This is a genomic window from Mycobacterium sp. NPDC048908, assembly GCF_043197955.1.
Taxonomy (GTDB): Bacteria; Actinomycetota; Actinomycetes; order Mycobacteriales; family Mycobacteriaceae; genus Mycobacterium.
In genome coordinates, this window is record NZ_JBICUE010000003.1 from 254843 (window position 1) to 271813 (window position 16971).

The window sequence follows — 16971 nt, forward strand, 5'->3', positions numbered from 1 at the left end:
GATGGCAACGATTTTGGCGTACACGTCACCTGCGCTCGGGCACCTGTTGCCCATCGGTGCACTGTTGTCAGAATTGTCCGATCGTGGTCACAGAATCCACGTGCGCACACTTTCCACCGGCGTCGAGCAAGCCGAACGTCTGGGCTTCAGCGCGGCTGCGATCGACCCGCGGATCGAGGACATCCATCATGACGATTACAAGGCCACCAATTCCCTTGCAGCGCTGAAGCTGTCCGTCGCGGTGTTCGCTAAACGTGCGGTGCATGAGGTCGCCGACCTCACAGACGCGGTCGGACAGGTGGGCCCGGACGCTCTGCTGGTGGACGTGAACTGTTGGGGCGCACTGTCGGCCGCCGAGGCCGGTGGTGTGCCATGGGCATGCTTGTCCCCGTACACGCCCCCGCTGCGTTCACGTGGCGTGCCGCCGTTCGGGCTCGGTCTCAAACCCCTGCCAGGAGTGCTGGGAGAGTTGCGCGACGCTGCGGTACGAGTGACGCTGTTGCGCACCATCGAGCACGCGATGTTGCCGTCCATCAACGCGATACGAGCCGATGTCGGCCTGCGGCCTGCGGCGTCCGTGGACGAGTTTTTGCGCAGCGCACCGCAGATGTTCATCGCCAGCGGCAAGCCGTTCCAATATCCGCACACCGAGTGGGGCGACACGGTTCACATGATCGGCCCTTGTGTACTCGAACTGGGGCTCGATGCCAAACCGGCTTGGTTGGATTCCATCGACCAGCCGATTGTTCTGGTCACCACGTCGTCGGAAGCACAGGCCGACGCCGACCTGATCACCAGTGCGATAGCCGCGTTGGCCGACGAACCGGTGCACGTTGTCGCCACCGCGCCCGCCGGGCTTTCGGAGGGACTACCGGAGTCGCCGAACGCCACGGTCTGCCGTTTCGTCCCCCACGGACTCGTGCTGGAGCGTGCAGCGTGTGCAGTCACCCACGGCGGGATGGGCGCCACCCAGAAGGCGCTGGCCCGGGGCGTACCGGTGTGTGTGGTGCCGTATGGACGTGACCAATTCGAGGTGGCGCGCCGCGCCGAGGTGGCACGGTGCGGCACCCGGCTTCCCGCCAAGAAACTGTCGGTCAATCGGCTGCTCGCCAAAGTGCAGGAAGCAATGACCATGACAGACGGCGCGAAGCGCGTAGCGGCCGGGTCCGAGGCCACCGGGGGAGTGGCCCGCGGCGCGGACCTATTCGAACACCGCACTCTCGAACTCAGTGGCGGCTGAGGTCTTCCGGTACGCGGGTACCGGCGACCGCGCGCCCTTCATCTGGTGGAAGAGGTCGACATAGTACGGCAGACACTCGGCCATCGCCTGCTCGGTGGTGAACAGCGGCCGATAATCCAGGTCGCGTTGTGCCTTGGCGATCGAGAAGTAATTGTCAAGGTAAAGCCGTTCCACCCCAAGGGGTTCCAGCAGGGGCTTGGGCAGGCCGAACCGGAAGTGGAACCACTGCCACACCATCATCACGGCCTTCACCAGCCGCCCGGACACCCACAACGTCGGCCACGGCTGCCCGCAGGCCTCGACCACGGGCCGGGAGAACTCGAACATGTTGATCGGTTCACCGTCATTGATGAAGTACGCCTGGCCGGGCGCGGTGCCTCCCGGCACCAGGTGCTGCGCGGCCAGGATGAATCCGTGAATCAGGTTGTGCACGTACGAATTGTCGAGCTTGACCTTCTTGTTGCCGACCAGCACCTTGACGTGACCGGCGAGCACGTTCTCGAACACCTTGCGGAACATGGTCTGGTCGCCCCGGCCCCAGATGCCGCTGGGTCGGATCGAGCAGGTCAACAACCCTCGAATGCCGTTCTGCGACAGGACGAACCGCTCGGCGACGACCTTGGTCTCGGTGTACAGGTCGGTGAACCGTTCGGTGTAGGGCAGGGTCTCATCGCCGCCGGAGATCCGCCGACCGCCCATCACCACACTGTTGGATGCGGTGTAGACGAACCGTTTGACCCCTGCCGCCTGCGCGGCGTGCACGAGGTTCTTGGTCCCGTCGACGTTGACCGCGAAGCTGCGTTTCCGGTACTCGTCGGTGACTGACGCCCCGCCCATCAGGTCGATGATCGCCGCGGTGTGGAAGATCGTGTCGACGCCCTCGACCGCGGCCGCCACGGTTTGCGCATCGCAGATGTCGCCCTCGATCACCTCGAGGCGTGGATGCGCGGGCAGTGGGGACGCGGCCCGATCGAAGGAGCGGACGTGATGCCCGCGCTTCAACAGTTCCGTCACCAGGTTGGCTCCGACGAAGCCGGACCCTCCCGTGACGAGCACACGGCCCAAAGCGGTCGTCAACGTTGAATCGCCCATGCCGCGAAGCATAAATGAAACGTGTTACAGTTTCGAGCCCTTAACCGAAATTCGGTTTCGGATTCAAGCGTCGTCACTGTCCTTGGCGGCCAACGCGTCCTCCACCCGCTTGCGGGCGCCAGCTAAGTGCTCTTCGCAGCGTTTTGCCAGTTCTTCACCGCGTTCCCACAGTCTCAGCGACGTCTCCAGGTCGAGGCCGCCCTGCTCCAGCTGCTGCACGACAGCCATCAGCTCATCACGGGCTTCTTCGTACCCCAATTGACTAATAGGCTTCATTTAGCGCCCTCGCTGCCTTCTCTGCCTTCACTGACGGCGGTCACGGCCCCGTCGGCGACCCTGACCCGCAGTCGCGTGCCGGCGGGCGCGTCGGCGGTGGTGCGCAAGACCGTGCCTGCTGCGGTCTGGACGACGGCGTAGCCACGGTCCAGGGTCGCCGCAGGGCCCAGTGTCGTCAGCCGGGCCGACAAGTGGCCGATCCGGTCCGATTCGGCGGCTAACAGTCGGGTGATGTCGCGACGGACACAGGCCCTGGCGCGCTGGATCTCGTCGGACCGCGCCGTCAACGCCGCCAGCGGCTGCGCCAGCACCGGCCTGCTGCGCAGTTGTGACACCGTGTGTTCTTCGCGGTGCACCCAGTTACGCAGGGCCCGCGCGCTGCGCCGGCGCAGGTCGGTGATCAATGCCTGCTCGGCCGTGGCGTCGGGCACGATCCGCTTCGCCGCATCGGTCGGCGTTGCGGCACGCACGTCGGCGACGAGGTCGCATAGCGGATTGTCCGGTTCGTGCCCGATCGCGCTCACCACCGGTGTGGTGCACGTGGCGATCTCCCGGCACAGCGTTTCGTCGGAGAACGGCAGCAGGTCTTCGACACTGCCGCCGCCACGGGCGATGACGATGACGTCGACGTCGGGATCGCCGTCCAGGTCGCGCAGCGCCTCGACCACCTGTGGCACGGTGTTGGGTCCCTGGACCACGGTGTTGCGGACGGCGAATCGCACACCCGGCCACCGGTCGGTCGCGCACGTGATCACATCGCGCTCGGCATGACTGGCTCGTCCGGTGATCAGCCCGACGGTGCCGGGAAGGAAGGGAAGCGGCCGCTTCAGCCGTGGATCGAAGAGGCCCTCCGCGTCGAGCAGTCGTCGCAGCCGTTCGATCCGCGCCAGCAGTTCACCAAGGCCAACCGCCCGGATCTCGCTGATACGCAGACTGAATGAGCCGTTGCGGGTGTAGAACTGCGGCTTGCCGCACATGATCACCTGGGTGCCTTCCGACAGCGGCACGGGCGCATTGGTGACGAGGTCGCGCGCGCAACTGACCGTCAGTGACATGTCCGCGGCGGGGTCGCGCAGCACCATCCACGCCGTCGTCTGGCGGAGTTTCAGCTCGGTCAACTGGCCCTCGATCCAGACCACGCCGAGCCGGTCGATGTACTTCGCGATGCGGGTGGCGACCGCCCGCACCGGCCAGGGGTTGTCGGGGGACTTGCCGGGCTCGGGTTCGCTCACTTGGCGGTCGCGCGGGTGATCCTGTTGGCCAGAAGGGTCTGGAACGGAGCCCGCGACTTCGTGGCGCTTTCATAGTCGAGCAACGCCTCGAGATCGGCGACACGCAGGGAAGCCAGCCGGGCCCGCAGCTGGGCCAGCGTGAGCGACTCGTATTCCAACTCGGTGACGATCTCGGGCGGGTCATCATCTGCGGAGTTCGTCTCCGGCGCGCGCCTGGACTCGCCGGACCCCGGCTCGCCGCTGGTGAACAGCGCGAAGCGGCCTTCGGTCAGCCGCTCCCCGTCGGCGCCTGGCTTGGCAGGGGCCTCGTCGTCGAGGTCCTCGTCGAACGTCGCCCACTCGGGCTGCTCGTCCTTGGGCGGAAACAACGATTCGAGCGCCTCGTCGCCCTTGTTCACCAGATCGGCGACGTCCTGCTGCATCTTCATCACGAAGTGGGCAACCTGGCTCGCGATGGTCATCGGGTACATCAGGATGGTCTGCGGGAGCTTGCGGGTTTCCTCGAGGGCGGTCACCGCCGCACCGACCAGCAGACGGACCCCATACGGTGCAGTTGCCATGGCGTCCAGACTACGGGCGATCCTCTGGCTGGCCCCGCGAGGTGCGCAATCAGTACCCTGGAAACCATGCCGCCGACGATAAACATGGGGATTCCGGGTGCCTCCAGCTCGGCAGCCGGCGGTGTCACCGGTAAACGGGTGCTGCTGGCCGAGCCGCGTGGGTACTGCGCAGGCGTGGACCGGGCGGTCGAGACCGTCGAGCGCGCGTTGGAGAAGCACGGCGCGCCGGTGTACGTGCGACACGAGATCGTGCACAACCGTCACGTGGTGGACACGCTGGCCAAGGCGGGTGCGGTGTTCGTCGACGAGACCGACGAGGTGCCCGAGGGCGCGATCGTGGTCTTCTCCGCGCACGGCGTGGCGCCGACGGTGCACGAGTCGGCCGCGGCGCGTGAGCTCAAGGTGATCGACGCGACCTGTCCGCTGGTCACCAAGGTGCACAACGAGGCCAAGCGGTTCGCCCGCGACGACTACGACATCCTGCTGATCGGCCACGAGGGCCACGAGGAGGTCATCGGCACCGCGGGTGAGGCGCCCGAGCACGTGCAACTCGTGGACGGCCCTGATGCCGTCGACGACGTCACCGTGCGCGACGAGAGCAAGGTGATCTGGCTGTCGCAGACCACGCTGTCGGTGGACGAGACCATGGAAACCGTGAGGCGGCTGCGCGAGAAGTTCCCGACGCTGCAGGACCCGCCGAGCGACGACATCTGCTACGCGACGCAGAACCGTCAGGTCGCGGTCAAGGCGATGGCCCCGGAGTGCCAGTTGGTGATCGTCGTCGGCTCGCGCAATTCGTCGAACTCGGTGCGCTTGGTCGAGGTGGCGCTTGGCGCGGGCTCGGACGCCGCCCACCTGGTCGACTACGCCGACGACATCGACCCGGCCTGGCTCGAGGGAGTGACGACGGTCGGCGTCACCTCGGGCGCATCGGTGCCCGAGGTGCTCGTGCGTGGCGTGCTCGAGCGGCTCGCCGAGTACGGCTACGACATCGTCCAGCCGGTGACGACCGCGAACGAGACGTTGGTGTTCGCGCTGCCGCGGGAGATCCGCCCGGCGCGCGCGTAGCCGAACTGCGCAATCGACTTACGTAACGCTTCGGCGGAAATCGAGTTGGTTTTCCGCCCTGACGTTACGCAACCCGGGCTGGGTAGGGTCGACTGAGTGTGCTTACCCCAGAAGCTCTTTTCCCTTCTCGCGGGTGTGGCGACCTTCGCACTGCTGCTTGCCGGGTGTGGCGACGACGCGACAGACCGGCTCAACGCCGCCGTGCACACGTTCGCCGACGCGCTCAGCAAGGGCGACGCTTCGGCCGCCGCCGCGGTGACGAGCGATCAACGGCAGGCCTCCGACACACTCGGCAAGTTGTTCGACAGCCTCGGTCGCAACGCGCAATTCGACGTGTCGACCGTCGATCGCAAGGACAATGACGCGACGTTCAGCCTCGCTGCCACATGGAAATTCGGCAAGGACGGGCGCAACCGGTGGACGTACAACACCACCGGCAGCGCGACCCAGACCGGCGATCAGTGGAAGATCCAGTGGAACCCGGCCACCGTCGCGCCCGGACTTGGCACCGGGCCGCTGTCGTACAGCACGCTGACCCCCGACCCGGCCGCAAGGGTGTTGGACCGCACCGGAGCAGAACTGCTCGCCCAGCAGGTCGTCACGCTGGTGAACGTGTCACCCGGCGCGGACGTGAATGCGGTTGCCGCGCTGCTGAATCCGATCGACGGAAGCATCACGGGCGACTCGCTGCAGTCGCAGCTGAACGGAGCCAACGGCCAGCCGGTCACCGCTGTCACGCTGCGCGCGGACGATCTTGCCCCCATCCAGGATGCGTTGTCGGCGTTACCGAATGTGACTCTGGCCCCGCAGACGCGGCTGCTCACCAGCGACAGGGCATTGACGTCGCCGACGCTGTCCGGCCTGTCCGACCTGTGGCAACACGCCACCGACGATGCGGCCGGATGGGCGGTGAGCGCGCAGACCGCCACCGGCAGTCAGCAAGTCGGCGGACAGCAGCCCAAGCCGGTGGCCGACATTCACAGCACGCTGGACGTCGCGATGTCGCGCGCGGCCGAGGAGGCACTTGCCGCGATCCCAACGCCGGCCGCGATGGTGGTACTGCAACCGTCGACGGGTGACGTGCTGGCGATCGGCCAGAACCCCCCCGCGGACGCCGAGGGCCCGATCGCGCTGACCGGCCTCTACCCGCCCGGTTCGACGTTCAAGACGGTGACCGTGTCGGCCGCGCTTCAGGCAGGCCAGATGACCCCCGACAGCATCGTCGGCTGTCCCGGCACCGAGAACATCGAGGGCCGCCAGATCCCCAACGACGACAATTTCGATCTCGGTCAGGTGCCACTGCACACGGCGTTCGCGCGGTCCTGCAACACGACGATGGGACGGCTGGCGGTGAATCTGCCACCCGACGCTCTGACCAAGGCGGCCGCCCAACTCGGCCTCGGCATCGATTACACCGCACCGGGCATGACGACGGTCACCGGAAAAGTGCCCGTTGCCGACACCTCCGCCCTGCGCGTCGAGGAGGGCATCGGACAGGGCCAGGTGACGGCGTCGCCGTTCGGCATGGCACTGCTGGCCGCCGCGCTCGCGCACGGGTCAGTGCCTGCGCCCGCGATCGTCGCCGGCCAGCCCGGTAAGCCGGACCGCGCGCCCGACCCGCTGCCGCCAAGCGTTGCCGATCAAGTGAAATCGATGATGCGCGAAACCATTACGAGCGGCACGGCCACCCAGCTGCAGGACATCCCCGACATGCTCGGCAAGACCGGCACCGCCGAGTACATCGACAACACGCATGCGCACGGATGGTTCGTCGGCATCGACGGAGACCTTGCGCTGGCGGTATTCATCAGCGACGCGGGCAGTTCCACACCCGCCGTCGACGCCGCGGGCCGATTCCTGCGCACGCTGCATCCCTGATCGCAATTGAAGATCAATCATCGTTACCCGCTGTGCCTTTGCGGTTAATATCGCCTTGAGGTTCAGGGGGGAGGCCGAAATTGGGGGCCCCGGGCGCAGTGGACACCCGGTCCTCCGCCGCCCTTGTGCGACGGCTGGCCCGCACGACGCCTGGCATCATTTCAGTGATCGCGCTCGCTGTCGGGGCGATCTGTGTGATCGCGGGCCTGGTGTGCGGTGGGCAACTCGACGGACGGCTCGACAAGCGCAACGCCGTGCTCAGCAGTTCCGAGCCGTTCGCCTATGCGGCGCAGAACCTCTACGCCGCCCTGTCTGCCGCCGATGCCGCCGCAGCGTCGGCGTTTCTTTCCGGGGGCATCGAAACAGCCGAGATGCGGGCGCGCTATCAGGAAGCCTTGGCGCGCGCGTCCTCGGCACTGGCCGATGCGACCGCGGGAGCGGCAGACAGTGAGGCTCGCACCCGAATAGCAGAGATATCAGCGCAGCTGGCCAAGTACACGGCCCTCGTCGAGTCGGCGCGGGCGAACAATCGGCAGGGCTATGTGATCGGCTCGGCGTATCTGCGCGAGGCGTCGTCGCTGATGCAGACGTCGCTGTTACCGGGCGCCGAGAAGATCTACACCGCCAATCTCGCCACTCTCGAGGAGGACCAGCACGCGATCGGCTCGCTGCCCGTCGTGAGCCTTGCGCTGCTTGTGCTCGCCTTGGTGGCGGTCGTCGTCAGCTCGATCGTCATGTACCGCCGCACGCACCGGCAATTCAATATCGGGCTCGTCGTTGCGGCCACCCTCATCATCGTGGTCACCGGATGGGTCGTGGTGGCCACTCAGATGGCCGCAGGCGAGATCGAGCGCAGCAGGAAGGACGGCACCGAGAGGTTCGAACAGCTCGCGAAGGCGCGCATCCTTGCCCAGCAAGCGCGCACGGAAGAGACGCTCGAGTTGATCGCCCGCGGCGACATCACCGCGCGAGAAGAGTCCTTCCGCAGCCACATCGGCGAAATGACCACACTGCTGGACGTGGCGCCTACGGCCACGATGGACGCGGTGCAGGGATGGACGGCTAGTCACGCCAAGCAGTCCGAGGCCTACGAGGGCGGGGACTACGACACTGCGGTGGTCCAGGCGCTCGGTACGTCCGCAACGGAGTTCTTCGCTGTCGAGTCGCGCCTGCGCGACGGTATCGAGAAGACGCGGAACACCCTGCGCGACAAAGTGTCCGAGGCGGGCGGCTGGCTGGCGATGAGCCCGACTGGAACCCTCGTGCTGATGGTGATCGCCGCCGCTGCGGCGGCCGTCGGGCTGTGGCCGCGCCTCAAGGAGTTCCTATGAGGGCACAAGTCGTGGTCGTGCTCGTCGCCCTCGCACTTGCGGTCGTCGGCTGCGGCTCATCGGCGGCACCGGTATCGGTGTCCGTCGACCCGATCAATCCCCGCCCGGCGGGCGCCACCGAGGTCACCGCCGCGCCCGCCGCGGGAAACACGGACTGCGACCCGCAAGCCAGCCTGCGGCCCGGCCCTTTGCCTCCGCCCGGCAACATGCCTGCGGGGTCGACGATGGCAATGATCGCTGACCGCGGTCGGCTCATCGTCGGTGTCGACCAGAACACGTATCTGTTCGGTTTCCGCAACCCGAATACGGGAGAACTCGAAGGCTTCGACATCGACATCGCGCGTGAGATCGCGCGGGCCATTTTCGGCGATCCGGACCGCATCCAACTGCGAGTCGTCGATGCGAGCCAACGGGAATCGATGTTGCAGTCCGGCAAGGTGGACCTGGTGGTGCGAACCTACTCGATCACCTGCGCACGCAAGGAGCACGTTGAATTCTCCACCGTGTACTTCAACGCCAACCAGAAGGTGCTGGCCGTGAAGGGCTCGGGAATCGACTCGTTCCAAGCGCTTTCGGGCAAGCGGGTGTGCGCGGTGGCGGGCACCACCTCGCTGGCGAGGCTGTTCGAGCTCACCCCGCCACCCCACGTGGTCAGCACGGTCACGTGGACCGACTGTCTGCTGATGCTGCAGCAAGGCCAGGTCGACGCGATCAGCACCGACGATGTGGTGCTCAAGGGGCTGGCGCATCAGGATCCGAACCTGGAAGTGGTCGGGGACAGCGTGGCCGTCGAGCCGTACGGCATCGGAGTCAACTTGCACAACACCGACCTCGTCCGATTCGTCAACGGGGTGCTCGACAAGATTCGCAATGACGGCACCTGGGAGCGGCTCTACCAAGCTCGGCTGAACGAGCTCGGACCCTCGCCGGGGCCGCCTCAACCGCGGTACCGGGACTGACCCATGGGCGCGTTGACCACCGATGAAATCGACCGGGAGCTCGAATCGCGGACCAAGGAAGTCGCTGCGATGTCGGCGACGTTGGTCGAACTCGAAAGCCACCCGGGACTCGAACACGTGCGGGTCTATCCACCGACCGGCCTGACGGCACAGCGATGGCTGGTGGTCGAGAAGTCGCTGAGCCAATTGTGGGACGACCTGGGACGAATGACGTCGATTCTGGAGTCGGCGCGCGGGATCAGGACCCGCCGCTCGAAGCCCGACGACGGTGACCGCAGCGAGCTGACCAGGCTGCTGCGCGAGCCGACGTTGGAGGTCTCTCGACAGCCGATTCCATTGGCGCAGCGCAACATCAGTGGTAGCGGGGTAGCAGTCGAGTATGTCGGGCTCGCCGACACGGCCGAGCGAATGCACGCGGCGTATCCCAGTGTCGTCGACTTCCTCGACGCAGTGAATCGGGTCAACACGCTGGTAGCCGAGAAGCTTGCCCCGACGCGGAAACGACTCGATGCGGCAGGTGTCGCAGGCCCCGTGGAAATCAGCGAGTTGTTGGAGATTTCCGCGACCGACCCGCTGTCGTTGACTGCCCGCGAGATCGAGCAGCGCATCGAACGCATCACCGACAACGTCGAGCGCATGTCGGTCGAACTCGCCGAACTGGCTGCAATACGGTCGGATTGGGCTAGGGCGCGCGCGAATGTGGTTCAACAGCTGGACGAATTGTGCGAGGCAAGCACGCGGGCCGAAGAGGTGCGCGATCAGGCCGTGCGGAAAGTGTTGGCGGGCGCGTTTCCCGAACGTCGCGACGAACAACCGGCCTTACGCGCCGCACTCGCGGCCATCACGTCACCGGATCCGAGGGCGCTGCGCTCGTTGCGGCACCAAATCGAGGCGGCACTGCAAGCCGCACGCGACGAGGAGGAGCTCGCGCAGGGTCTGCTCGATCGACGCAGCGAGCTCAAGGGTCGGCTGACCGCGTATCAGGCGAAGGCGGCCAGGCTCGGTCTTGGCGAGGACCGAGACCTGTTGGCGTGTACGCGGATAGCTGAAGGTCTGCTGTCGCGGCGGCCGTGTGACCTTCGTGCGGTGACGCGAGCGATTTCTGACTATCAGCAGATGATCGCGGAGAAGCGGGAGAAGACATCATGAAGTGCGCCGAGCCGGACTGCGGCGGCACCGTCGTCGACGGCTACTGTGACGTCTGCGGCACCGCGCCGCAACCCGCTACCGCGCAGGCGGTTTCGGTAGCGACGGCACCCGGGCGCTCAGTCCCGTCGGTGCGGACGGCCTCGGTGCGAACCGCGAGGAGCGGGTCGTCGTCGGTGGGCAGCGCGCGCGGCCGCCTCGGCGCGGGAATCGTCGAGATGCCGCGCATCCCGAAGGGTGACCCGGCCGCCGCGATCCTGGCCGATCCACAGGTGCCCGAGGCCAGCCGGTACTGCGGCAACCACGACTGCAACAAACCGGTCGGACGTGAACGGGACGGTATACCGGGCCGCACCGAGGGCTTCTGCCCCGACTGTGGCACCCGATACTCCTTCGTTCCCAAACTTGCTCGAGGCGACGTTGTCGGTGGTCAGTACGAAGTTCGGGGCTGCATCGCGCACGGCGGACTCGGCTGGATCTACCTGGCGACAGACCGCAACGTTGAGAACCGCTGGGTGGTGCTCAAGGGTCTGCTGAATTCCGGCGATGCCGAGGCGATGGCGGTGGCCAAGGCCGAGGTCCTGGCCCTTGCCGGGGTGGAACACCCGAACATCGTCCGCATCTACAACTTCGTCCAGCACCCGGATTCAGCAGGCATTCCGGTCGGCTACATCGTGATGGAGTTCGTCGGCGGCACCTCGCTCAAGCAGATCCGCAAGGCACGCAACGCCCCACTTCCGCCGAGCCAGGCCGTCGCCTACATGATCGAGATCATTCCGGCGCTGGGCTACCTGCACTCGCAGGGGCTGGCGTACTGCGACTTCAAGCCGGACAACGTGATGCAGACTGATGACCAGCTCAAGCTCATCGACCTCGGCGCAGTGATCGCCATGGACGACGACGAGAGTGCGATCTACGGCACGCTGGGCTACCAGGCGCCCGAGATCGCCGAAACCGGTCCGACCGTGGCCAGCGACGTGTACACGGTCGGCCGCACACTCGCTGTGCTGGTGATGGACGTGCCGCAGGAGAGGGGACGCTTCGTCGCGCAGTTGCCGGGACCCGACACCGCACCCGTGCTGGCCACACACGAATCGCTTTACCGCGCAATCCTTCGCGCCACCCACCACGATCCCGACTGCCGCTTCGAATCCATGGAGATACTCGGCGATCAGCTGACCGGGGTGCTTCATGAGATAGTCGCTGTCGAAACAGGCACTCCGCAGCCGCGGATGTCGAGTCACTTCAGCCCGCAACGCGGGATCTACGGTGCGGGGTCGGACAAGCCGGTCGACGCCGACGCGGTCATCGCCGCCTTACCCGTGCCCGTCGTGGATCCCAACGATCCGGGTGCCGCAGTGCTGGCGACGACGAGTGGGACGCCGCCGGCGCAGCTGGAGCACGCCCTCCAGATCGCCAGAACCGGTGCGCACCAAGCAAATAGGTCTTCTGTCGAGGTGCCGCTGCGGCTGGTGCGGGCGTCGCTGGAGATCGGCGCTCCCGAGGAGGCGAGAAAGCGGCTCGCCGAGTTGGATGCGAAGCTCCCCGGCGATTGGCGGCTGCGCTGGTACAGCGGGCAGTGTGCACTGTTGGAGGGCGCGTTCGACAACGCCGCGGCGGATTTCGAGGCGGTGCTGGCGGCTCTGCCCGGTGAGCTGGCACCCAAGATGGCCATCGCCGCCACCGCCGAATTGCGTGGCGCCCGGGATGTGGCCGCGCGTTACTACGAGACAGTGTGGCGCACCGACCGCAGCTATGTCAGCGCCGCATTCGGGTTGGCGCGGCAGCGTGTACACGCCGGGGACCGAGTCGGCGCCATCGCGGCGCTCGACGAGGTACCCACGGACTCAGCTCATTTCACCCCCGCCGCGGCCAGGGCCGTCGAGGTCCTGCTCGACGGCGGCGAATCGGAGAAGCTCGACGAGCAGACGCTGGTTGACGCGGGCCAGCGGGCGGCCGAACTGAACCTGGAGTCGGCCACCAAACGCGCGTCGATCCGGCTAGGGGTGTTGGGCGCCGCGCTGGACTGGTTGCATGCGGGTCATCAGCCAAGCGGCAGGCGGCTGCTGGGCGCGGAATTCGACGAACCCGGCATTCGCGTCGGCATGGAACGCAGTTATCGCGAGCTGGCACACGAGGCGACCGACATGTGGGAGCGTATTGCGCTGGTGGAGAAGGCCAACGAGATCCGACCGAGGACCCGCGTATGACTCAGGCAGCCGTCTGTCCGCACTGCGACACCGCCGTGCAACGCGCCGATAGGTTCTGCGAGAGCTGTGGCGCCTCGCTTGCTGAACCGCGTCGGGTGGCGATCCCACGGCAGGAAGGCGGCGGATTCGCGCCATGCAAGGACTGCGGCAACGACGCCCGCTTCGACGAGTACTGCACGGTGTGCGGGCACCGCCGCGAGCAACCCGACCGCGACGAGGCGAGCCTAGGTCCCGTGGTGCTGATCACCGACCGCGGCATCGAACACACCAAGAACGAGGATGCCGCCGCGGCGGGAATCCTGGTCGGCGGCGACGCTGAACGGCCCGACGCGATCGCCGTGGCGGTGTGCGACGGGGTCTCCTCGTCGCAACAAGCGCAGATCGCCGCGGTGGCCGCGTCGAAAGCCGGCGTGGATGCCATGCTGGCTGCGCTGTCCGCGGGCATGACGTCGCGGACGGCGATGCTCTCGGGACTGCAAGCCGCGACGGCGGCCGCGGCCGCGGCAGGCGACGATTCCGCATCGGCACCCTCGTGCACATACACCGCGACCATCGTCGTTCCCACGGCGGCGGGGGCGGCGCAGATAACGGTCGGCAATGTCGGCGACAGCAGGGCATACTGGCTGCCCGAACCGCCAGGCGCCCCGCGGCAACTGACGGTCGACGACTCGCTGGCGCAGGAACTGATCACCGCGGGCGCCGCACCGGATTCCTTTGCGGTGCAACGCGGTGCGCATACGTTGACCCGCTGGCTGGGCGCGGACAGCGAACCCCAGCCCTGGTCGGAGTCCAGTGTGCAGACGATCACGGCGGCCGGCCCAGGCACCGTGGTGGTGTGCAGCGACGGCCTGTGGAACTACCTGCCCGACGCCGCCGACATCGCCCGGTTCTGCAGTGGCGCCGACGCCAGCGTCGCGGCAAGGGCGCTGACCCAATTCGCGTTGGACGGCGGCGGCCAGGACAACATCACCGTCGTGGTGATACCGATCGGAGGGCTGCGATGAGTTCGGCTGAACGACAAGGCATTTCCGTCGACGTCGACCACAACCCGTACCTCGCCGACGGCAACGGAACGGTCGACGCGATCGTCAGCATCACCGCCGACGTGGCCGCCACGGCCGCTTCGCCCGATCGGGTCGAGGCCATCATCATCGACTGCTCGACGTCGATGCAGGCACCGATCGAGAAGTTCGAGGCGGCCAAGCGCGCCACCGCGGCGGCCATCATGGAACTCGTCGACGGCACCTATTTCACGATCGTCGACGGCACCGAGAAGGCGGTCAGCGTCTACCCCAAGGAAGGGCTCGCGCGTGCGAGTACAGAAACCAAGGCCGCGGCAATGCGCGCCGTCGACGGTCTTCGGCCGCACGGCGGCACCGCGATGGGAACCTGGCTCGCGCATGTGCGCGGCATCGTCGGCCAGCGCGAAGGCGCGATTGTGCACGCGATCCTGCTCACCGACGGCAAGGACGAACACGAGACACCAGAGGAGCTCGGCCAGGAGATCGGGCTCAGCGAAGGGGAGTTCACGTGCGACTGCCGTGGTGTCGGCACCGCATGGGAGGTTGACGAACTGCGTGCGATTTCGACCGCGCTGCTGGGCACCGTCGACATCGTCGCCGACCCGGAGGACCTCGCCGACGACTTCGCGTCGATGATGAAAACGTCGATGGGCAAGTCGATTCCGGACCTGACCCTGCGGCTGTGGACACCGGCGGGGGCGAGCGTTGAGTTCGTCAAACAGGTGGCGCCGACCGTCGAGGACCTTACCCACCGCCGCGTTGAGGCGGGCAACCAATGCGGGGAGTACCCGTTGGGGTCATGGGGGTCCGAGGACCGCGACTACCACATCCAGGTCGAGGTCGAACCCGCGGCAGTCGGCCGTGAAAAGCTGGCTGCCCGCGTCAGCGTCGTTGCGGGCGAACAGGTTCTGAATGAGGGCCTGGTGAAGGCGATATGGACCGCCGACACCGGATTGTCGGCGCGGATCAGCCGACGAGTCGCGCACTACACGGGGCAGGCGGAATTGGCACAGGCCGTCCAGGAGGGGTTGAGCGCACGCAAGGCCGGCGACGTGCGGACCGCCACCGCGAAGCTGCAACGCGCCATGGAACTCGCCGTCGAATCGGGCAACGACGGAACGGCAAAGCTTCTCAAGGGAGTGGTCGAGGTCGACGAACGCACCGGTACCGTCCAACTGCGGCGTGACGTCGACGCGGCGGATGAGATGGCGCTCGACGCCAGGTCCACCAGGACCGCCCGAGTGCGGAAGGAGACCTGATGCCGACCTGCGTGGAGGGGCACACGTCGAAGGCCGCCGACTACTGCGACGTCTGCGGAGCACCGATCGGCACCGCTGCGGCACAACCCGATCCGGCCCCGCCGGTGGAGGCGAAGGCCTGTCCGGCATGTGGAATGCCGGTGACCGGCCGGTTCTGTGAGGCGTGTGGGCACGACTCGGCGTTGCCGGAACCGTCGGCGGCGCCGACGGCCACCGCACCGACCGGCTGGACGGCCGTCGTCAACGCTGACCATGACCTCTATGAGCGGGTGCTGGCCCAGGGCGGCCCGGAAACCGTCGAGTTCCCGCGGTTCTTCCCTGAGCGCCGGATCGCTCTGCAGACCGACACGACGCTGATCGGCAGGAGCAACCGTAAACAGGGCGTGGATCCTCAGATCGACCTCGGCATCCACCCTGCCGACCGCGGCGTCTCGTCACAGCACGCGGTGCTGCGACTGCGCGATTCGCGACTCACCATCACCGACCTCGGCTCGACCAATGGCACCTGCCTCAACGGCAGCGACGTGCGACTGGAAGAAGGCGAAGAAACGCCCCTCGCCGACGGCGATCGCATCCATATCGGCGCGTGGACCACGATCACGATCGTGCAAGGCTAGATGTCGTACTCCCAGCTTTCGGCTTCCCAGCCGTTACGTGATGCGCGCGGCCGCGACCGGTTCTCGGCGCGGGTGTCGCTCTCGTCGGCGCCGCGGTAGCGGACCCGGGAGACGGGGTGGTGGGTGCCGTTGCCGTTGCCGTTGCTGGCGTGCGGCTCACGGGGCGGAAAGTCGTCGTAGCGACGTCGCCGCTCAGGGCGCTCATAGGGAGCGCGCCGCTCCGGTGGCGCCGCCTTACGGGGTTCGCGGGTCGACGACGAACGCGGCCGTCGGCGTGGCGGGTCGGCGGGTGGCTGATCGGTCTGCCGTGTGGGGCGGGGCCGGCGCGGACGCTCGGCGACCGGTTCGATGAGCTCGGTCTCGGGCGGGCGGGTGTGACGGGAACGGGACGGCGCGGTGCGCTTGGTGGTACGCGCAGTGCGGGTGGCGCTTGTACCGGACTTGGCCGACTTGGACGTTCGGGTCGGCCGCTCGATGGTGTGCTTGCGGCGCGGCTCCTGTGCGTCGTCGTCCTCGTCGACGTCACCGGTCAGCAGCGACGACATCTTCGATGTGACGGACGACACACGACTGGGTTTCGCCGTGGTGGTGTCTCTGGCGGCGGATTGGCTGGCACCTCGCCGCGACGACATCGCGTAATACCAGCGACCCAGCCCGATGAGCAGCACCGCGGCCGACGTGAAGAACATCAGCGGGAACCGCTCGATCAGCGGATAGCCGCAGTTGATCGCGAGGTCTTTGAGACCGCCGACCTGGCCGCTGTGGAACAGGAAATATGCGGTGGGCACCGCGCCGAACAGGATGAGCGGCGGCTGGATGACGGCGGTGAACACCCCGGACTGGCGCACCCCCAGCACGGCGAAGACGCAGCCCAGCACGTAAAACGAGGCGAATACGATGTCGAGTTCTTTATTGCCGGAGCCCGCGTCATACGCGAAGCCGACGGCGGTCATCGTGATGGCCAGCAGCACCGCACCCCACCACGGAATGCCCGGGATATTGGGGTGCGCAGAGCGGTGATCGGCCGGCACCGCCGACCGTGCGCGCTGAGCTGACACAGGTAGACCGTACCGGCTGTAGC

General features: G+C 67.0%; 15 protein-coding genes. 10 read left to right on the top strand and 5 right to left on the bottom strand.

The genetic code is table 11. From position 1 onward, the window contains the following. Position 1: 1 nt before the first annotated feature. A complete protein-coding gene (locus ACGFK1_RS10110) occupies positions 2–1240 on the top strand; it encodes a glycosyltransferase (RefSeq protein ID WP_393428121.1) in 1239 nt (412 codons plus the stop codon). On the opposite strand, the gene ACGFK1_RS10115 is transcribed toward ACGFK1_RS10110, so the two are convergent. Genes ACGFK1_RS10115 through ACGFK1_RS10130 form a run of 4 tightly spaced genes read right to left on the bottom strand, consistent with a single transcriptional unit; the run spans position 1202 to position 4400 of the window. After that, on the bottom strand, positions 1202–2344 hold the full coding sequence (locus tag ACGFK1_RS10115; RefSeq protein WP_393428122.1) for an NAD-dependent epimerase/dehydratase family protein: 1143 nt from the start codon (positions 2342–2344) through the stop codon (positions 1202–1204). The genes ACGFK1_RS10110 and ACGFK1_RS10115 overlap by 39 nt on opposite strands. A 51-nt stretch (positions 2345–2395) precedes the next feature. Further along, complete coding sequence (locus ACGFK1_RS10120) at positions 2396–2608, bottom strand: exodeoxyribonuclease VII small subunit (protein WP_393428123.1); 213 nt, start codon at positions 2606–2608, stop codon at positions 2396–2398. After that, positions 2605–3840: an exodeoxyribonuclease VII large subunit gene (xseA, locus tag ACGFK1_RS10125; protein ID WP_393428124.1), complete on the bottom strand. Its 1236-nt coding sequence runs from the start codon at positions 3838–3840 to the stop codon at positions 2605–2607. Before xseA ends, ACGFK1_RS10120 begins: the two co-directional genes overlap by 4 nt. Next, a complete protein-coding gene (locus tag ACGFK1_RS10130; RefSeq protein ID WP_393428125.1) occupies positions 3837–4400 on the bottom strand; it encodes a lipid droplet-associated protein in 564 nt (187 codons plus the stop codon). Before ACGFK1_RS10130 ends, xseA begins: the two co-directional genes overlap by 4 nt. Before the next feature lie 66 nt (positions 4401–4466). Between ACGFK1_RS10130 and ACGFK1_RS10135 the strand changes: the two genes are divergently transcribed. The 9 genes from ACGFK1_RS10135 (at position 4467) to ACGFK1_RS10175 (ending at position 15890) form a co-directional block, all read left to right on the top strand. Next, the gene (locus ACGFK1_RS10135; protein WP_393428126.1) at positions 4467–5468 is read left to right on the top strand and encodes a 4-hydroxy-3-methylbut-2-enyl diphosphate reductase; all 1002 of its coding nucleotides are present in this window, start codon (positions 4467–4469) and stop codon (positions 5466–5468) included. Positions 5469–5564: 96 nt separating this feature from the next. Further along, entirely contained in the window at positions 5565–7346 is a 1782-nt protein-coding gene (locus ACGFK1_RS10140) for a penicillin-binding transpeptidase domain-containing protein (protein ID WP_393428127.1), read from the top strand. Positions 7347–7426: 80 nt separating this feature from the next. Beyond that, complete coding sequence (locus ACGFK1_RS10145; RefSeq protein ID WP_393428128.1) at positions 7427–8677, top strand: hypothetical protein; 1251 nt, start codon at positions 7427–7429, stop codon at positions 8675–8677. After that, entirely contained in the window at positions 8674–9636 is a 963-nt protein-coding gene (locus ACGFK1_RS10150; RefSeq protein ID WP_393428129.1) for a glutamate ABC transporter substrate-binding protein, read from the top strand. Before ACGFK1_RS10145 ends, ACGFK1_RS10150 begins: the two co-directional genes overlap by 4 nt. A 3-nt stretch (positions 9637–9639) precedes the next feature. Next, positions 9640–10785 (top strand): hypothetical protein, encoded by a 1146-nt coding sequence (locus ACGFK1_RS10155; protein WP_393428130.1) that lies wholly within the window; start codon positions 9640–9642, stop codon positions 10783–10785. Beyond that, positions 10782–12992: a tetratricopeptide repeat protein gene (locus ACGFK1_RS10160; RefSeq protein WP_393428131.1), complete on the top strand. Its 2211-nt coding sequence runs from the start codon at positions 10782–10784 to the stop codon at positions 12990–12992. The genes ACGFK1_RS10155 and ACGFK1_RS10160 overlap by 4 nt, the downstream gene beginning before the upstream one ends. Then, positions 12989–13996, top strand: a complete 1008-nt coding sequence (locus tag ACGFK1_RS10165) for a protein phosphatase 2C domain-containing protein (RefSeq protein ID WP_393428132.1) — start codon at positions 12989–12991, stop codon at positions 13994–13996. Before ACGFK1_RS10160 ends, ACGFK1_RS10165 begins: the two co-directional genes overlap by 4 nt. Beyond that, the gene (locus tag ACGFK1_RS10170; protein WP_393428133.1) at positions 13993–15273 is read left to right on the top strand and encodes a VWA domain-containing protein; all 1281 of its coding nucleotides are present in this window, start codon (positions 13993–13995) and stop codon (positions 15271–15273) included. Before ACGFK1_RS10165 ends, ACGFK1_RS10170 begins: the two co-directional genes overlap by 4 nt. Then, positions 15273–15890 carry an FHA domain-containing protein gene (locus ACGFK1_RS10175; RefSeq protein ID WP_393428134.1) on the top strand — a complete coding sequence of 206 codons (618 nt, stop codon included), beginning with the start codon at positions 15273–15275 and terminating at the stop codon, positions 15888–15890. Before ACGFK1_RS10170 ends, ACGFK1_RS10175 begins: the two co-directional genes overlap by 1 nt. On the opposite strand, the gene ACGFK1_RS10180 is transcribed toward ACGFK1_RS10175, so the two are convergent. Then, positions 15887–16948, bottom strand: a complete 1062-nt coding sequence (locus ACGFK1_RS10180; protein WP_393428135.1) for a DUF6542 domain-containing protein — start codon at positions 16946–16948, stop codon at positions 15887–15889. The two genes, ACGFK1_RS10175 and ACGFK1_RS10180, sit on opposite strands and share 4 nt — an antisense overlap. Positions 16949–16971: the final 23 nt, after the last annotated feature.

Bases quoted from the DNA above. Each gene is read 5' to 3' on its own strand.
- ACGFK1_RS10110 (WP_393428121.1), top strand. From the start codon at position 2: ATGGCAACGATTTTGGCGTACACGTCACCTGCGCTCGGGCACCTGTTG.
- ACGFK1_RS10115 (WP_393428122.1), bottom strand. From the start codon at position 2,344: ATGCTTCGCGGCATGGGCGATTCAACGTTGACGACCGCTTTGGGCCGT.
- ACGFK1_RS10120 (WP_393428123.1), bottom strand. From the start codon at position 2,608: ATGAAGCCTATTAGTCAATTGGGGTACGAAGAAGCCCGTGATGAGCTG.
- ACGFK1_RS10130 (WP_393428125.1), bottom strand. From the start codon at position 4,400: ATGGCAACTGCACCGTATGGGGTCCGTCTGCTGGTCGGTGCGGCGGTG.
- ACGFK1_RS10135 (WP_393428126.1), top strand. From the start codon at position 4,467: ATGCCGCCGACGATAAACATGGGGATTCCGGGTGCCTCCAGCTCGGCA.
- ACGFK1_RS10150 (WP_393428129.1), top strand. From the start codon at position 8,674: ATGAGGGCACAAGTCGTGGTCGTGCTCGTCGCCCTCGCACTTGCGGTC.
- ACGFK1_RS10155 (WP_393428130.1), top strand. From the start codon at position 9,640: ATGGGCGCGTTGACCACCGATGAAATCGACCGGGAGCTCGAATCGCGG.
- ACGFK1_RS10160 (WP_393428131.1), top strand. From the start codon at position 10,782: ATGAAGTGCGCCGAGCCGGACTGCGGCGGCACCGTCGTCGACGGCTAC.
- ACGFK1_RS10165 (WP_393428132.1), top strand. From the start codon at position 12,989: ATGACTCAGGCAGCCGTCTGTCCGCACTGCGACACCGCCGTGCAACGC.
- ACGFK1_RS10170 (WP_393428133.1), top strand. From the start codon at position 13,993: ATGAGTTCGGCTGAACGACAAGGCATTTCCGTCGACGTCGACCACAAC.
- ACGFK1_RS10175 (WP_393428134.1), top strand. From the start codon at position 15,273: ATGCCGACCTGCGTGGAGGGGCACACGTCGAAGGCCGCCGACTACTGC.